The 16,274-nt window shown below is 66.7% G+C and carries 13 protein-coding genes; 7 read left to right on the top strand and 6 right to left on the bottom strand.

Translation table 11 applies throughout. The annotated features are described in order from the left end of the window. Positions 1–194: 194 nt before the first annotated feature. Positions 195–1,991: an acyl-CoA dehydrogenase C-terminal domain-containing protein gene (locus LQK81_RS15870; RefSeq protein ID WP_230807336.1), complete on the bottom strand. Its 1,797-nt coding sequence runs from the start codon at positions 1,989–1,991 to the stop codon at positions 195–197. A gap of 513 nt (positions 1,992–2,504) precedes the next feature. On the opposite strand from LQK81_RS15870, the gene LQK81_RS15865 reads away from it, so the two are divergent. From LQK81_RS15865 to LQK81_RS15855, 3 genes are all read left to right on the top strand, one after another. Further along, positions 2,505–6,299 (top strand): peptidoglycan-binding protein, encoded by a 3,795-nt coding sequence (locus LQK81_RS15865; RefSeq protein ID WP_230807335.1) that lies wholly within the window; start codon positions 2,505–2,507, stop codon positions 6,297–6,299. Positions 6,300–6,691: 392 nt separating this feature from the next. Continuing rightward, positions 6,692–7,618 (top strand): sulfite exporter TauE/SafE family protein, encoded by a 927-nt coding sequence (locus LQK81_RS15860; protein WP_230807334.1) that lies wholly within the window; start codon positions 6,692–6,694, stop codon positions 7,616–7,618. Beyond that, on the top strand, positions 7,615–8,412 hold the full coding sequence (locus LQK81_RS15855) for a TIGR02186 family protein (protein WP_230807333.1): 798 nt from the start codon (positions 7,615–7,617) through the stop codon (positions 8,410–8,412). The genes LQK81_RS15860 and LQK81_RS15855 overlap by 4 nt, the downstream gene beginning before the upstream one ends. Here LQK81_RS15855 and LQK81_RS15850 read toward each other — a convergent pair. After that, on the bottom strand, positions 8,372–8,938 hold the full coding sequence (locus LQK81_RS15850) for a winged helix-turn-helix transcriptional regulator (RefSeq protein WP_230807332.1): 567 nt from the start codon (positions 8,936–8,938) through the stop codon (positions 8,372–8,374). The two genes, LQK81_RS15855 and LQK81_RS15850, sit on opposite strands and share 41 nt — an antisense overlap. A 105-nt stretch (positions 8,939–9,043) precedes the next feature. Here LQK81_RS15850 and LQK81_RS15845 point away from each other — a divergent pair, with 105 nt between their 5' ends. After that, positions 9,044–9,601: a dihydrofolate reductase family protein gene (locus tag LQK81_RS15845; protein ID WP_230807331.1), complete on the top strand. Its 558-nt coding sequence runs from the start codon at positions 9,044–9,046 to the stop codon at positions 9,599–9,601. 26 nt (positions 9,602–9,627) lie between these two features. Here the strand turns inward: LQK81_RS15845 and pdeM are convergent, their stop codons facing one another. Continuing rightward, complete coding sequence (pdeM, locus tag LQK81_RS15840; protein WP_230807330.1) at positions 9,628–10,353, bottom strand: ligase-associated DNA damage response endonuclease PdeM; 726 nt, start codon at positions 10,351–10,353, stop codon at positions 9,628–9,630. Positions 10,354–10,366: 13 nt separating this feature from the next. Next, a complete protein-coding gene (locus tag LQK81_RS15835; RefSeq protein WP_230807329.1) occupies positions 10,367–12,943 on the bottom strand; it encodes a ligase-associated DNA damage response DEXH box helicase in 2,577 nt (858 codons plus the stop codon). Between the two features lie 172 nt (positions 12,944–13,115). On the opposite strand from LQK81_RS15835, the gene LQK81_RS15830 reads away from it, so the two are divergent. Both LQK81_RS15830 and LQK81_RS15825 read left to right on the top strand, forming a co-directional pair. Then, positions 13,116–13,616 carry an RrF2 family transcriptional regulator gene (locus LQK81_RS15830; RefSeq protein ID WP_230807328.1) on the top strand — a complete coding sequence of 167 codons (501 nt, stop codon included), beginning with the start codon at positions 13,116–13,118 and terminating at the stop codon, positions 13,614–13,616. Between the two features lie 37 nt (positions 13,617–13,653). Beyond that, positions 13,654–14,115 (top strand): carboxymuconolactone decarboxylase family protein, encoded by a 462-nt coding sequence (locus LQK81_RS15825; RefSeq protein WP_230807327.1) that lies wholly within the window; start codon positions 13,654–13,656, stop codon positions 14,113–14,115. 70 nt (positions 14,116–14,185) lie between these two features. Here the strand turns inward: LQK81_RS15825 and LQK81_RS15820 are convergent, their stop codons facing one another. Beyond that, entirely contained in the window at positions 14,186–14,821 is a 636-nt protein-coding gene (locus LQK81_RS15820; RefSeq protein ID WP_230807326.1) for a YitT family protein, read from the bottom strand. A 72-nt stretch (positions 14,822–14,893) separates the two neighbouring features. After that, entirely contained in the window at positions 14,894–15,862 is a 969-nt protein-coding gene (locus LQK81_RS15815) for a class I SAM-dependent DNA methyltransferase (protein ID WP_230807325.1), read from the bottom strand. A 144-nt stretch (positions 15,863–16,006) separates the two neighbouring features. On the opposite strand from LQK81_RS15815, the gene LQK81_RS15810 reads away from it, so the two are divergent. Further along, positions 16,007–16,273 (top strand): DUF6460 domain-containing protein, encoded by a 267-nt coding sequence (locus LQK81_RS15810; RefSeq protein WP_230807324.1) that lies wholly within the window; start codon positions 16,007–16,009, stop codon positions 16,271–16,273. The last annotated feature ends 1 nt before the right edge of the window (position 16,274 follow it).

The raw sequence follows: 16,274 nt of genomic DNA, 5'->3' as shown, positions 1-16,274 counted from the left end.
CGCAGAAGCGTCGTCAATCATCTGTCTGCCAATCTCTTGGCGCGTCGGCCTGCCCCTCATCCGCCTGCCGGCACCTTCTCCCCGCTTGCGGGGCGAAGGGGCGATGCCGCGGCGACTGTACTCCCTCTGCCCGTTTGCGGGGAGAGGGTAGGGGTGAGGGGGCGTGTGTGCGACGTGCAAGGCGCGGACGGCTCTCAGAACGCATCCGCCGCCATCGCCATCATCGTCTCGGCGCCGCTCTCGATCCGTGCCTTGCGCAGCGCCGTCTCCGGCATGATCCGCTCCATGAAGAAGCGGCCGGTGATCAGCTTGTTGCGCAGGAATTCCTCGCGCTCGCCGGCTCCTGCCGCAAGCCCGGCCTGGGCCGTCTTGGCCATACGCGCCCACATGTAGCCGACCACGACAAGGCCGAACAGGTGCATGTAGTCGGTCGAGCCGGCGCCGGCATTGTCGGGCTTGGCCATCGCATGCTGCATGAACCACATGGTCGATGCCTGCAGGTCGCCCAGCCCCTTCTTGAGGTGCTTGGTGAAGAAGGACAGGCTCTCGTCGCCGCGGTTTTCCTCGCAGAAATCGCCGATCTCCTTGAACAGCGCCATCACCGCGCGACCGCCGTTCATGCCGAGCTTGCGGCCGACGAGGTCGAGCGCCTGGATACCGTTCGCGCCTTCGTAGATCATGGCGATGCGGGCGTCGCGCACGAACTGGCTCATGCCGTGCTCTTCGATATAGCCGTGCCCGCCATAGACCTGCTGCGCCATCACCGCATGGTCGAAGCCCTTGTCGGTGAGCACGCCCTTCAGGATAGGCGTTGCCAGTCCGAGCAGGTCGTCCGCCGCCTGGCGCTCTTTCTCGTCGCTTGCACGGTGGGCGATGTCGGATTGCAGCGCCGTCCACAGCAGGAAGGCGCGCCCGCCCTCGTTCCAGGCCCTGATGGTCAGGAGCGCCCGGCGGATGTCGGGATGGACGATGATCGGGTCGGCACGCTGCTCGGGCGCCTTCGGCCCGGAAAGCGACCGTCCCTGGATGCGCTCGCGCGCATAGTTGGCGGCGTTCTGGTAGGCGGCTTCGGCAACGGCGAGCCCCTGCAGGCCGACGCCGAGGCGCGCCTCGTTCATCATCACGAACATGGCGGCGAGACCCTTGTTCTCCGCACCGATGAGAAAGCCGGTCGCCTCGTCGTAGTTCATCACGCAGGTGGCGTTGCCGTGGATGCCCATCTTGTGCTCGATCGCGCCGCAGGAAACGCCGTTTCGCGCGCCCGCCTCGCCGTCCGCATCCGGCAGGAACTTCGGCACGATGAAGAGCGAGATGCCCTTGGTGCCTTCCGGCGCGCCCTCGATCCGGGCAAGCACCAGGTGGACGATGTTCTCTGCCATGTCGTGTTCGCCGGCGGAGATGAAGATCTTCTGGCCGGAAATCCTGTAGCTGCCGTCCGCCTGCGGCACCGCCTTGGTGCGCAGCAGGCCGAGGTCGGTGCCGCAATGCGGTTCGGTCAGGTTCATCGTGCCGGTCCAGGTGCCGGCCACCATTTTCGGCAGATAGGCCCGCTTCTGCGCGTCCGAGCCGTGCACCAGGATCGCCGCGATCGCGCCCTGGGTGAGCCCCGGATACATCATCAGCGACATGTTGGCCGACGACATGTATTCGCCGACAGCGGTGTGCAGCACGTAGGGAAGCCCCTGGCCGCCGAATTCCTCCGGTACGGCGAGCCCCAGCCAGCCGCCCGCGCGATAGAGGTCGAAGGCCTGCTTGAAGCCCTTCGGCACGCTGACCGAGCCGTCCTCGCCGCGCCTGCAGCCTTCCTGGTCTCCGGAAAGATTGACAGGAAAGAGCGCCTCCTCCGACAGTTTCGCCGCCTCGCCGGCGATTGCCTCGACCATGTCCTGCGTCGCATCGGCAAAGCCCGGCAGGTTGTTGTAGCGCTCCAGTCCGAGCACGTCGTTCAGCACGAACAGGGTTTCGTTCACGGGGGCCTTGTAGATGGGCATAGTCTCGAGTTCCTCGCCTTCTCGATGGACGACCGTCCAAGTCATTGGCATGGATACTATGAAGTTTTGACGTTTGCGTAAACGTCAAAAGTGTCGCGTGCGTTATTTTCACAAGCGCGCCGGCCAGTCTTGCACGGATGGGTGACAGCGGAGCCTTGAGACTCCCCCGCGGGACGGCGAACGCCAGTCTCGCACCCGCTTCGCCGCTATATGAGCAATTCGTTAAAAAATTTCCGGTCGGTTAACGGCTTGTTTACCATGTTCCATGAATTGTGGCGCCTGAGGGCAGTTCACGAAATAGTCTCATCTTTCCACTTTTCGCCTGCCATTCGTTTCGTCAGGGCCGGAGGAGATGCGCCGCGTCGGCGCGCCCCCGGTCTGCACGTGGATATCGAACATGCCGGCGTGCGTCTTGCCGGTTCAAAGCAGTAACAGGGCGTCGCGCCGCATGAACGGCAGGCGTGGTGCGGGTTCTCCCGGCGAGCCGACGGGCTCCCAAGCGAGGCGAAGAACATGAGCGGATCGCGAGCAAATCCTCCCCGTTTTGGCGACAGGTCGTCGTTCGATGCACTCAACCGCACGATCGAGGGTCTCGAGGCCCGGATCGAAGGCCTGATGGGCAGCCGTGAACGCGGCCGCGACGGCGCGCACGGGCGAGCGGAGGCGCCGCACCCCGATATCACCCGCACCGGTGCCCTGCGCGACGATCCTGTCGGCGAGATCATGCAGCGCCAGCGCGCGATCGAGACGGTGCGCGAGCGCTCCGCAGCTCGCAGCGAGCGCCGCCCCCACGCCTTCGACACTGCTGCCCCCGCGCATCCGTCCGCCCCGCGCGGCGCGCCGGAGCATGCCGCGCCGGAATTCGCCGCCCGGGAGATCGCCCAGGCGCTTGTCGGCCTGCGGCAGGATCTCAAGCGCGACATCGCCGAAGGTCTCGGCCGCGAGATGGACGTGCTGCGCGACGAGATGCGGGCCATCCGCCAGGCCGCCGAGGTTCGCGGCCACGACGACGACATCCGCGGCGACCTGCAGCGGCTGGCGCAAGGCATCAGCCAGCTCGGCCACCAGTCGGACCGCTCGGACACCGACGGTCTTCGCGTCGAGTTCGACGAATTGCGCTCGGTCCTCGACGGCCTTGCCCGCGAGGATTCCGTGCGCCGCATGGAAACCCGCTGGAACGGCGTGGAGCAGAAGCTCGCCGCCGCCGACCAGAGCCGCGACGACGAACTGCTGGCCCTTGCCTATCGGCTCGACGAACTGAAGACGCAGATCCAGTCCGTCAGCCCCACGCCTGCGCTGCGCGACCTGGAAGACAAGCTGCACGCGATGGGCCAGGCCGTGGAAGCCCTCGGTCGCAGCGTCATGCCGGACGATCGCCGCTACGCCAGCCAGTTCGAGGGCCTCGACCTGCGCCTGGACGAGATCAGCCGCGCGATTGCGGCAGGCGCACGCGCCCCGGGATCCGTCGCCGACACCGCCATGCTCCAGCGCCTGGAAGGCCGGATCGCCGACCTTGCCGGCCAGCTCGACACGATCTCGCACCGCCCTTCGCCCGAACAGGGGCTCGGCCAGCGGCTGGAAGCACTGGCCTACCGCATCGAGGAGATGGCCAACGAGAAGGCCGCCATCCGCCTGGAAGAGCGCCTCGACCAACTGTCCTTCATGATCGAGCAGAGCCAGCGCGCTCCGGCGGCGGGTGCCGATCTTGCCGGCTATCTCACCGACATTTCCCGCAAGATCGACGCGCTCGACCAGGGGGCGGTCAACGACGTTCTGGCCGAACGCCTCGATCTGCTCGCCCGCCGCATCGAGGATCTCGACGTTCCCTCCGCCGCGCCGCTGTCTGGCGAGCGCTTCTCCTCGATCGAGGGCCGGCTGCAGGCGATCGCCGACCGGCTGGACCGCACCAGTGCCGCACCGGTGGGCGACAGTGCCGCCCTGCAGAGCCTCGAGGCGCAGATCGCGCATCTGTCGACCCTGATCAGCGCGCCGCAGGCGACGTCGGCCGCAGCCCTTCCCGCCGACTTCGACAACCGCATGGCGACGATCGAAGACTACATGGCGACAAACGACGAATACATCATCGAGGCGGCCCGCCAGGCGGCCGAGGCGGTGATGCAGGCCTACCAGCACGCCGAGACGGGCGGTGCGTCCTCCTCCGACATGGCCGCGATCTCGGCACTGGCCGAAGACCTCCGCACGCTGGAAGACATGATGCGCTCCAGCGAGGAGCGTACCGCGCGCACCTTCGATGCCCTGCACGACACGCTGGTCCAGATCGCCGGCCGCCTGGAGCAGCTCGATGCGCCGCGGCCTGACGACCGAGCCGAGGAGCGACAGCCGTCGCCCGCGACGCCTCGTGTGGCTGCGATGGCCTTCCACGACGACGAATATCCCTTCGTCGACGACGGCTTTGACGCCGGGCCAGAGGGCCATGAACAGCGCACGATCACGGCCGACGCCGGGACTTCGGATTTTGCCGACGAGGCTCCGGTCGAAGGCGAGGAGGGCTCCCGGCCTGTCGTGGCGGAAGCCGCGGCGGCCGCGACCACCGGGAAGAAGGCAAGGGGCGGACTGATCTCGGGTCTCGCGCGCCGCTTCGCGCCGGCCCGGAAGGAGGCGCCTGCCGTTCCCGCCGTGCGCCAGCACATCGATCCGGCGCCGTCGCTCGATCCGGGCGACGAGATTGCGCCTGAGGTGGCCAACCAGTTGCTCGAACCGGGCTCGGGCGCGCCGGACGTGCGCAAGATCCTGGAGCGCGTACGGGCAAGCCAGGCCGCGGAAGGCCGCGGCAAGCCGAGCGATGCCGGCAAGGCCGACTTCATCGCCGCCGCCCGCCGAGCGGCGCGCATGGCGGCGGAAGAATCCGATACGATCTCCCGTCTCGCACCGGAAAAGAAGGCGACCGGTTCGGGCGCCGCCGCTTCGGCTTTCAGCCGCCATCGCCGGCCGATCCTGATGGCCGTCGGCGCGATCCTGCTCGCGATCATGTCCTATCCGCTCGTCAACACGCTCGTGCGTGGAGATGAGGTGCCTGCGACCGCGCCCGTCGAGCAGGCCAGCATGGCGCCTCCTGCCGGCGGCAACGAGGCCGTTGCCCCTGCGCCCGTCGAAAGCGCCCCGGCTGCGGCTCCGATCGAAAGCGCCCAGGTGGAGGTGATCGAGGGCGACGAGCCCTTGCCCGACGGCGTCACCGCGCCCGCCGACGATATCCCCACACCGACCGTCGAGGACACCGGCATGGACACGGGCGATCCCGTGCTGGCGATCACCGGTGCGCAGCAGTTGACGCGTCCGGCCGATGCCGCAGCCGAGACTGGTGGCTTCGAGCCGATCGTGACCAACGTGCCCACGGAAGGCATCAAGGACGTTCCGGTCACCGATGAAGGCACGACGGAATCGGTCATCGGCGCCGGCGATCCCCGCCAGGACGTCACCGAAGCGATTACCGTTCCGACCGCGATCGAGCCGGCGTCGCTGGCGAAGTCCGCCGGCGAGGGCGACAGCCTGGCGCTGTTCGAGCTCGGCGCGCGCTTCACCGAAGGCCGCGGCGTCGCGATCGACATGGCGGAAGCGGCGAACTGGTACCGGCTGTCAGCCAACCGTGGCTTCGCGCCGGCGCAGTACCGTCTCGGCAGCCTCTACGAGAAGGGACAGGGCGTCGAGCGCGATCTCGACAAGGCGCGCGCGCTCTACGAGCAGGCCGCCCGGCAGGGCAACGCCAGCGCCAGCCACAATCTCGCGGTCCTGCTCGCCACCGGCGGCGGCAAGGCGCCGGACTATGCGGCCGCTGCCGAATGGTTCAAGAAGGCAGCCGAGCTCGGCGTCCGCGACAGCCAGTTCAATCTCGCCATTCTCTATGCCCGCGGCAACGGCGTGAAGCAGGACCTCGAGGAGTCCTACAAGTGGTTTGCGATCGCCGCCCGCGACGGCGACAGGGATGCCGCCGAGAAGCGCGATGAGGTCGCCAACGCCATGAAGCCGGAGCAGCTTGCCGACGCCAAGGCCAGGCTCGATCTGTGGAAGCAGCAGCCGCTGGACGACAAGGCGAACTCGACCGACCTGCCGGACGAATGGGTCGGCAAGGGCACGAAGACCGCCTCCGTCGACATGAAGAAGGCGATCCGCAACATCCAGGCGATCCTGAACAACAACGGCTTCAATGCCGGCAGCCCGGACGGCACGATGGGCCCGAAGACGGTGGACGCCATCAAGGCCTTCCAGAAGTCCATCGGACAGTCTGAAACCGGCAAGGTCGACGACAAGCTGATCAACGAGTTGCTGAAGCGCAACAAGCAGCAGGGATGATCCCCGGTGCGCCCCGCCGCACCGCATAAAGCCCAGCGCCGATCCGTTCGTCTGTTGACGGGTGCCATGCATAAGGGCATGACACACCTTGAAAAAACCACAAGCCGCTCAGAATGATACGGGAGCGGCGGGTCGCGGCAATCCGGCTCCGACCGGTTCGTCCGGCCCGATACCGCGGCGCTTCCCGGGGTCGTCCTGCGATGGCCCGGGCGGACGCCGGTGACGTGCTGAGGGACTGTCGAACCGGGCATGCGTTCCGCCTGCCTGGCGCTTACCCGTATGCCGAGCCTGTAACTACCGGATCTGGCGGGCCAGCTCCGGTCGCGAAATTGCTGTAAGGCGGCGACAGGGGTGCCGCGCGTTCCGGGCCTGCGGCCCATCGGGGTAATGCTGTGACGGTCTATCTGCCCATCGCCGAGATTTCGGTGAACATCTTCATCATCCTGGGGATGGGCGCGGCCGTCGGCTTTCTGTCGGGCATGTTCGGCGTCGGCGGTGGCTTCCTGATCACGCCGCTCCTGATCTTCTACAACATTCCCCCGATCGTCGCGGTCGCGACCGGTGCCAACCAGGTCGTCGCCTCGTCGATTTCCGGCGCCATCACTCATTTCCGCCGCGGCTCGCTCGACATCAAGCTGGGCACGGTCCTTCTGGTCGGCGGTCTCCTCGGCGCGACGGCGGGCATATGGCTGTTCGCGTTGCTGCGCCGCGTCGGCCAGCTCGATCTCGTCATCTCGCTGCTCTATGTGGTCCTGCTCGGCGTGGTCGGCGTGCTGATGCTGTTCGAAAGCGTCAAGGCGCTCCGGCGCGCGGCCAACAACCAGCCGGTCAGCCTGCGCAAGCCCGGCCACCACAACTGGGTGCACGGGCTGCCGCTGAAGATGCGGTTCAAGAAGTCCAAGATCTATCTCAGCGTCATCCCGGTCGTCGTGCTCGGCTTCTCCATCGGCGTCCTGACCTCGATCATGGGTGTCGGCGGCGGCTTCATCATGGTGCCGGCGATGATCTACCTGCTGCGCATCCCCACCAACGTCGTCGTCGGAACCTCGCTGTTCCAGATCATCTTCGTCACCGCCTACACCACCGTCATGCAGGCGACGACCAACAATTCCGTCGATATCGTGCTGGCCTTCATCCTCATGGTGGCCGGCGTCATCGGCGCGCAATACGGCGTTCGTGTCGGCCAGCGCCTGCGCGGCGAGCAGTTGCGTGCGCTGCTGGCGCTGCTCGTGCTGGCGGTCGGCATGCGTCTTGCCGTGGACCTGGTGCTGACGCCGGACGAGATCTACTCCATCGTCAGCGAGGGCGTGCGGCGATGAGAACCCTCCTGCAGACGATCCTCATCGCCTTCGTCCTGGCGACCGCAGCACCGGCGCTGGCCCAGGAAGACCGGCGGCCCGAAATCGGCGAGCGACTCGAGATCGGCATGTCCACCGACGAGATCGCCATCGCATCCGATTTCCGCGGCGCCGACCTGACTATCTTCGGCGCCATCGAAGGCTACGATCCGCGCCTGTTGGCCCAGGCCAAGTACGACATCGTCGTGGCGCTGGAAGGGCCGAAGGACAACCAGACTGTCCGGCGCAAGGAGCGCGTGCTCGGCATCTGGGTCAACCGCCGCTCCATGACCTTCGAACTCGCTCCGGAATCCTACTCGCTCTCGAGCACGCGCGACGTCGACGACATCGCGCCGGCGGCGGTTCTCAACAGCATCGGCGTCGGCCTGCAGCACATCCGGCTCGATCCCGTCGGCTTCTTCGGCGACGGCAGCAACGTCTCCGAGTTCCGCGATGCTTTCCGCCGGCTGAAGGAAACCGGCGGCTTTTACCAGCGCGATCCGGGCGGTGTGCAGTTCATCAGCGCCAGCCTGTTCAAGGCGACCGTGCGGTTGCCGGCAAACGTTCCGAACGGCACCCATGTCGTGCGCGCCCAGCTCTTCCGCGAGGGCGTCTTCATCAGCGAGAAGGCGATGCCGCTGCGGGTGGTCAAGACCGGCCTCGAGCAGATGATCTCGAACGCCGCCTTCAACAACCCGGTCTCCTACGGCATCCTGTCCGTCATCCTGGCCGTCCTTACCGGCTGGATCGCGAGCGTGGTTTTCCGGAAGGACTGACGCGGGTCTCGCTGCCCGCCTGTCCCGGCGGCGTCGCCTGCTTGCGCGCGACCACGGCCTCGTAGGCGGCGCGAAGCTCGCCGAAGACGGAGCGGGCCGGCATCGGCGTGCCGAGGTGGATGGCGCGCAGTTCCTCCATGAAGGCGTCCCACAGGGGCGGGCCGCCGTCCTCGAGCAGTTCGGCGCGGATGCTCAGCTCCTCCGTCACCGGCAGGTGGCGCCGTCCCCAGGCGCCCATATGGGCGAACAGCGGCACCAGCCCGATCGCCATCTCCGTCAGGCTGTAGAGCCCTTTCTGCTTGTGGCTCGGATCGTCGCTCCGGGTGATGAGGCCCCGCTCCATCAGCTTCTTCAGCCTGTCGGCCAGGATGTTGGAGGCGATGCCTTCCTCGGACTGGGTCAGCAATTCGCGGAAATGGCGGCGGTTGCCGAACATCATGTCGCGGATGACGATCAGGCTCCAGCGATCGCCGAGGATCTCGAGCGTCAGGTTGATCGGGCAGCCCGAGCGGTGGTCTTCCTTCATTGCGGTCTCCGGAGAATCTGCTTGCACTTTGCCATCGGTATGCGTAGCCTTCAACCAATTTCGATTTGCAACTGGTTTGTCGGCTGCCATGGGATGGAGGATGGAATGAGCAAGGTGATCGTCTGGAATCTGGTCAGCCTCGATGGCTTCTTCGAGGGGGCGGAAAAATGGGACCTCGCGTTTCACGGCGACGCGTGGGGCGAGGACCTGGAGAAGATGAGCGAGGATTTCGGCGATCGTGCCCGGATGCTCGTCTTCGGCCGCGTGACCTACGAGGGCATGAAGTCCTACTGGACCACGGCGCAGGGCGAGACCAAGGTCAAGGGCTTCATGAACGCGCTGCCGAAACTGGTCGCCTCGCGCACGCTCGAAGGCTCGGACTGGAACAACACGACGGTGACCGCCGATATCGCCGGCGACCTGCGTCGGCTCAAGCGGGGACCGGACAAGGACATCTTCGTCTTCGGAAGCGCCGAACTGACCGACGCGCTGCTCGCAGAAAGCCTGGTCGACGAGATGATGCTCGGCCTGGTGCCGACCAGGCTCGGCAAGGGCACGCCGTTCTTCAAGCCCGGCGACGCACCGCAGCGTTTCGACCTGATCGAGGCGCGGCCGCTCTCGAACGGCACGATCATCCTGCGCTACGCCCCCAAGGCGGCCTGAGCGCGGCCTGATCCGCATGCTGCGCTTCAGGCCAGCAGATTGGCGAAGCGCACCGAATAGACGCGGTCGCGGCCGAGCAGGTGCGCCACCAGCGTCTCGCGTTCGAACAGTCCCGCCATCGCGCGGTGGCGCAGGTCGAGCCCGCCCGTGGTGACGCCGAAGGCCGGCATCAGCAGCCGTCTTCCGTCCGTGGCGAAGCAGGGCCGGCGCACCGACTTGTCCCGCCGGCGCACCGTTGCGGAAGGGTGCAGGTGCCCGGCGATTTCGCGGGCGCCCTCCTTGTCCGAGGGCTCGTGGCGGAAGGCGAGACCGGCATAGTGGAGTTCGTCGGCCGACTGGCCCGGCAGGCCGGTAGTGCCGTCCGGGTCGTGGTTGCCGTTGATCCAGATCCAGTCGCGCCCCCGCGCCATCTGCCCGATCCGGGCACGGAAAGTCTCCGGCAGGTGCGCCGAGCCAACGCGGTCGTGGAAGTTGTCGCCGAGGCTGACGACGATGGCCGGATCGTGCCGCGCAATGACGGCTTCGAGGATCTTCAGCGTCGCCAGCGTGTCATAGGGCGGTAGCAGCATGCCGCGGCGCGCGAAGGCCGCGCCCTTTTCAAGATGCAGGTCGGAAACGACGAGGAGCCGCGTCGCCGGCAGGTAGAGCGCGCCGAACGGATCGCACACGGCCTCGACACCGGCGACGACCGTGCGGGCCGACAGCGCGCCGAAATCCTCGATCTCCATCGCGGCAAGCGCGAGCCTGTTCATCGGCACTCCATTGTCATTCCTGTCGGCGGCCGATCTCGTGCCGGCTTGTTTCGGCCTCGCGCATCGCCGCCTCGCCCATGGCCTCGGCGATCAGGTCCTCCGCCGCCTCGGCCAGGACCTGGTCGTGCGCCTCGCCGGTGACCGGCTCCTTGCCGATCTCCAGCATGACCGGGACTGCGAGCGGCGAGATCCGGTCGAGCGCCCGGTGGGTGATGTGCCCCCTGATTCGGCTCAGCATAGCGCCGAGCCGGGCGATGTCCAAAAGCCCTGATGCCGCATCTTGTCGCGTCGCCTGCAGGAGGATGTGGTCCGGCTCGTGGCTGCGCAGCACGTCATAGATCAGGTCGGCCGAGACCGTCACCTGTCGGCCGGTCTTTTCCCGGCCCGGGTGACGCTGGTCGATCAACCCTGCGATCACGGCGCAATTGCGGAAGGTGCGCTTCAGCATCCAGCTTTCGTCGAGCCAGGCCTCCAGGTCGTCGCCAAGCATGTCTTCGTCGAAGAGGTCCGAAAGTGACGGCCGGCCGGCCCTGAACGCCGCCCCCAGGTCGTCCAGCGCCCAGACGGCCAGCGAATAGTCCGTGGCGACGAAACCGAGCGGTTTCAGGCCCGCCCGCTCCAGCCGGCGCGTCAGCAGCATGCCGAGCGTCTGGTGCGCCAGCCGCCCTTCGAAGGCGTAGGCGACCATGTAGTGGCGGCTGCCGCGCGGGAAGGTCTCGATCAGCAGTTCGTCGCGCCGCGGCAGCATCGAGACGTCGTCCTGGATCGCCAGCCAGTCGCGAACCTGCGGCGGCAGCGCCCGCCAGCGCTCCGGATCGGCCAGCATCGCCCGCACCTGCTCGGCCAGATAGGTCGACAGCGGAAACTTGCCGCCGGCATAGACCGGCACCTTCGGATCCATCGAGAACGCCTGGCTGACCAGGCATTCGTTTTCGCGGATCGCCTCGAAGCGCAGCACCTTGCCGGCAAAGAGAAAGGTATCGCCGGGTGTCATCGTCTCCAGGAAGTATTCCTCGACCTTGCCGAGGCTCGCGCCGCCCCGGCCGAGCGAGCCGCGCGCATTGCGCCGCACGAGCCGCAGGTTCAGCATCGGCATCTCCACGATCGTGCCGAGGTTCATCCGGTACTGCTGCGCGACCTGCGGGTTGGAGACGCGCCACAGCCCGTCCTTCGTCCTGCGGATCCGCGCATAGCGCTCGTAGGTGCGCAGCGCATAGCCGCCGGTGGCGACGAAATCGACGACGCGGGCGAACGTCTCGCGCGGCAGTGCCGCATACGGTGCTGCCGAGATAACCTCGGCAAACAGCGCATCCTCGTCGAAGGGGGCCGCGCAGGCCATGCCGAGCACGTGCTGGGCGAGCACGTCGAGCGCGCCCTCGGTCATCGGCGGCGTATCCTGCGCGCCAATATAGTTGGCGTCGAGCGCTGCCTGGCACTCCATCACCTCGAAGCGGTTGGCCGGCACCAGGATCGCCCGGCTCGGCTCGTCCATGCGGTGGTTGGCCCGGCCGATGCGCTGGGCGAGCCGCGAGGCCCCCTTCGGCGCGCCGACATGGATGACAAGGTCGACGTCGCCCCAGTCGATGCCGAGATCGAGCGTCGAGGTGGCGACCACCGCCCGCAACCGGTTCTCGGCCATCGCCGCCTCGACCTTGCGGCGCTGGCCGACGTCGAGCGAGCCATGATGCAGCGCGATCGGCAGCGTCTCCTCGTTGATGTTCCAGAGTTCCTGGAACAGTATCTCCGCCTGGCTGCGGGTGTTGACGAAGAGAAGGGCGGTGCGGTGCTCGCGGATCGCCTGGTAGACTTCCGGCATGGCGTAGCGCGCCGAATGGCCGGACCAGGGGATGCGCTCCACGCTCTTCAGGATGGTGATGATCGGCCGCGCCCCTTCGGGCCCGAGCACCAGGCCGGCATGGTGGCCGGCATCGGGCGCCTGCTCGACCAGCCAGCGGCGCAGGTCCATCGGTTCTGCGACGGTCGCCGAAAGCCCGATGGTGCGCAGGCCGGGCGCGAGCCGGCGCAGCCGCGCCAGCCCCAGCGACAGCAAATGGCCGCGCTTGGAAGTCACGAGCGAGTGCAACTCGTCGAAGACGACGAACTTCAGGTCCTTGAAGAAACGCTCCGCCTCGCCGTTGGCGATCAGCAGTGCCAGTTGTTCCGGCGTGGTCAGCAGAATGTCCGGCGGGTTCAGCCGCTGCCGCTGGCGCTTCGATTGCGGCGTATCGCCCGTCCGCGTCTCGATCGTCACCGGCAGGCCCATCTCTTCCACCGGCGTCGTGAGGTTGCGCTCGATGTCGACGGCCAGCGCCTTGAGGGGCGAGATGTAGAGGGTGTGGATGCCGGTGAAGCCCGATCCCGGCGGGATCCGCCCGCGGGCGAAAAGATCGGTCAGCGACGGCAGGAAGCCGGCCAATGTCTTGCCGGCGCCAGTCGGCGCGATCAGAAGCAGGCTCTCGCCCGACCGCGAGCGCGCAAGCAGCTCCAACTGATGCGCGCGCGGCGCCCATCCCCGCGCCGAAAACCACGCGGCAAAGGGGCGGGGCAGGAGGGCGTCATACTCGGGATCGGTGGAATGGGTCGCGCTCACGGGGCGAAGCTAACGCATATCACGAAGCGACGATATCGAATTTCGGTTTGCAACACCGGTGAATTCAACACGTTACGCCGACGTGAGCCGCAGCGCCGTTGCCTCTTCGCGGAAGCTGCTTGACTCGGCGCATTATCATGGATAAAAAACATCCACGATTTAGGAGGCAATCTTGAAGCTCGGCGACGGCGTTGAACAGGCGATCCACAGTGTTGGGATGCTGGCAGGACTTTCCGGCGACGGCGTGCTGTCGGCGGCGGCGCTTGCGGAGTTCCACGGAGCTTCGACGAGCTACCTGCTGAAGCATCTGCAGGCGCTGTCGGGAGCGGGGATCCTGCAGACCGTTCCCGGACCGCGCGGCGGTTACCGGCTGGCGCGCAGGACCGACGAGATCACGCTTCTCGATATCGTTCTTGCTGTCGAAGGCCCCGCGCCGGCGTTCCGCTGCAAGGAGATCCGCCAGCGCGGCCCGAACCCGCTGCCGCAAACGTCCTTCACGCGCCCGTGCGGGATCAATGCGGTGATGCTGCGGGCCGAGCGGGCCTATCGCGCCGAACTGGCCAAGACCACCATCGCCGACATCCTCGGAGATCTCGCAATGACAGACGAGGACGGCGCCATCGCCGCGCGCGGATGCGCCTTCCTCGAACAGCATGAGCGCCGCTCGCACTGACGCCGCCAACCGAGCCCCAACCCGAAAGGAAGACATGATGCAACCGCGTTTCAATTTCTTCAAAGCCTCCCCCGAATCCTACAAGGCCGTCGTGGCGCTGGAGGAATTCGTGCAGAGTTCCGGCCTCGAGCGTCGCTTCATCCATCTGATCAAGCTGCGCGCCTCGATCATCAATGGCTGTGCCTACTGCGTCGACATGCATGTGAAGGAATCCCGTCATGACGGGCTTTCCGAACAATGGATCAACCTGATGTCGGTCTGGCGGGAATCGCCGGTCTATGACGCCCGCGAACGGGCCCTGCTCGGCTGGGTGGATGCGGTCACCAACATCGCCCAGACCGGCATTCCGGACGCGGCCTACGAGGAGTTGAAGGCGCATTTCTCCGAGGCGGAGATGACGAAGATCACGGTGGCGATCGGCGCCATCAACGTCTGGAACCGGCTCGCCGTCGGCTTCCGCTCCCAGCACCCGCTCGACAAGCCCGCCCAGGCGGCCTGACGCGCCATCTGGCAAGGGAAATAGCCAGCAAGGGGCGGCCGCGTGCCGCCTCTTTCCGTGCGGCGACCTCTCATACGGCGACGTAGCGGTCGGAGCGATGGTTGATCGTCAGAAACAGGTTCAGAACCAGCGCGCCGATCACCGAGCAGAGTACGATGTACGGGGCCGCGACTGCGAAAGCCGCGGCCAGCACCACCGCGTCGAAAGCGAGCTGCACCAGGCCCGCCCGCCAGCCGAACCGGTCCTGCAGGTAGACTGCGAGAATGCCGAGCCCGCCGAGGCTTGCCCGGTGGCGATAGAGCGCCAGCAGCCCGAAGCCGAGCAGGACGCCTGCGAGAAGCGACGTCCAGACGGGATCGAGCGTCTCTATCTTCAGGTAGTGCGGCTGGATTTCCGTGATCAGCGATGTCAGGCCGACGGCGATGAAGGTCTTGATCGTGAAGGCCCTGCCGAGCCGGCTGAGCGACAGCAGGTAGAACGGCAGGTTCAGTGCCGTGTAGTAGAGGCCGAAGCCGTAACCGGTCAGGTATTGCAGGATGAAGGCCACGCCGGCGATACCGCTGGTCACCAGCCCCGCACTGCCGATCAGCGACAGCCCGAGGGCGGCGATCATGCTGCCGGTGAAGATGCCCTGCGCGTCCTCCAGCAGCGAATGGCGCGTAGGCGCAGGATTCCAGAATCCAAATCGACGCTTGTAGCCGCTCATCGACGTCTCCGCTGCAGAAGGTTCTTCGTTCATATATTGCGCTGCAGCAAATGCAAGACGGAGGGAGCAACGTCAGTCGGCGGAAGCGCTCGGCCCCGGTTCGCCGCATCTGGCGAGGTAGAGCCTTCCGGAAACCGGGGTGCCGGCATCCATGCGGATGACGGTTTGCCGGCTCTGGAGCACGGTGAATCCGGCTTTCTCCGCGCAGGTGCGCACATAGCCTTCGCCATGGGCATAGCGCATCGACGGGCGCAGGACATAGGTCTCCTCCGCCCCGGCATCCTCGACCGAGAAGGCAAAGTGGCCGCCGGCCGCGACGAGCTTCTCTGCAATGGCGAAGACCGGTGAAAGATCGCCGAGATAAATCAGGACGTCGGCCGCGCTGGCGAGATCGGCGCGGCGGGCGGGCAGATCGGTATCGAAGACGCCGCTTTCGTCCGGGGGCAGCGAAAGGTCCGCCCGGGCGAGCCGGTCGTAGACCGCTTTCTCCCGGGCCTTGGCCAGCATCCTGGCCGAAAGGTCGAAGCCTTCGAGGAATGTCGCGCGATCGCGGACCCGCTCGCCGAAGAGCCCGGTGCCGCAGCCGAGATCGGTCACATGGGCGAAATGCCGGGTCGCGATGCCCTCGTCGACAAGGGCTGCGAGCTTCTGGGGCACGCTGTAGCCGAGCCTGTCGACCAGCGACTTGTCGAAGCGTTGGGCATAGTCGTCGAACAGTTGTTGGACGTAGTGGCTCGGCGGTGCGGCGGGAACATCGGCGGCGCCGAGAACGGCAAGCCGCAGCGTCGCGCCGAAGGGGTCATTCGGCGCGAGTGCGAGCACCCGGCCAAGGGCCGCCGCAGCCGCCTTCCTGTCCGCAGCCTTCTCCGCATATTCGGCCAGGCGGTACCAGCCGGCCGCCCAATCCGGGGAAATCTCCAGCGCCTGTCCCATGAGTTCGGCAGCGCCCGAAAAATCGCCACCTTCGGCGAGCATGCGGGCATAGTCGGCGCGGCGATGGGCGAGGGCGTCGCCGGAGGCATGCTGCGAGGCGAGAGGCATGGTTGCGTCTTTTTGCGTGAGGTGGCATCGCTATTCGGCAAGCGCGGCCAAAACGCAAGCAGATTCGGCGCCCGCGTTGCGGTTTTTGCCGGCGCGCCTTATGAGAGGGCGCCCATGAGGGGACGAGAAGAAGGAGCAGGCAGCATGTCGGACGGCGTCAACAGGTTCCTCGGCGATACACCGCTTCGGATCGTCGTGAAGCTCCTGATCCTGTCGGTGGCGCTCGGCTTCGTGATGTCGGTGCTGGGCCTCTACCCGGACGATATCCTGCGTGCCGTCCGCGATTTCATCGTCAATCTCTGGGAAACCGGCTTCCAGGCGCTCGGCCGCGTCGGAGACTATCTCGTGCTCGGCGCGGTGATCGTGATCCCGGTCTTCATTCTCATCCGCATCCTGAGCTACAGACGCTGAC

Source organism: Rhizobium sp. GN54 (genome assembly GCF_021026345.1).
GTDB lineage: Bacteria > Pseudomonadota > Alphaproteobacteria > Rhizobiales > Rhizobiaceae > Mycoplana.
Note: the sequence above shows the minus strand (reverse complement) of the source record. Positions and strands in the feature narration are given on the sequence as shown.

Coding starts and splice junctions, on each gene's coding strand:
- LQK81_RS15870 (WP_230807336.1), bottom strand. CDS start 1,991: ATGCCCATCTACAAGGCCCCCGTGAACGAAACCCTGTTCGTGCTGAAC.
- LQK81_RS15865 (WP_230807335.1), top strand. CDS start 2,505: ATGAGCGGATCGCGAGCAAATCCTCCCCGTTTTGGCGACAGGTCGTCG.
- LQK81_RS15855 (WP_230807333.1), top strand. CDS start 7,615: ATGAGAACCCTCCTGCAGACGATCCTCATCGCCTTCGTCCTGGCGACC.
- LQK81_RS15850 (WP_230807332.1), bottom strand. CDS start 8,938: ATGAAGGAAGACCACCGCTCGGGCTGCCCGATCAACCTGACGCTCGAG.
- LQK81_RS15845 (WP_230807331.1), top strand. CDS start 9,044: ATGAGCAAGGTGATCGTCTGGAATCTGGTCAGCCTCGATGGCTTCTTC.
- pdeM (WP_230807330.1), bottom strand. CDS start 10,353: ATGAACAGGCTCGCGCTTGCCGCGATGGAGATCGAGGATTTCGGCGCG.
- LQK81_RS15825 (WP_230807327.1), top strand. CDS start 13,654: ATGCAACCGCGTTTCAATTTCTTCAAAGCCTCCCCCGAATCCTACAAG.
- LQK81_RS15820 (WP_230807326.1), bottom strand. CDS start 14,821: ATGAGCGGCTACAAGCGTCGATTTGGATTCTGGAATCCTGCGCCTACG.
- LQK81_RS15815 (WP_230807325.1), bottom strand. CDS start 15,862: ATGCCTCTCGCCTCGCAGCATGCCTCCGGCGACGCCCTCGCCCATCGC.
- LQK81_RS15810 (WP_230807324.1), top strand. CDS start 16,007: ATGTCGGACGGCGTCAACAGGTTCCTCGGCGATACACCGCTTCGGATC.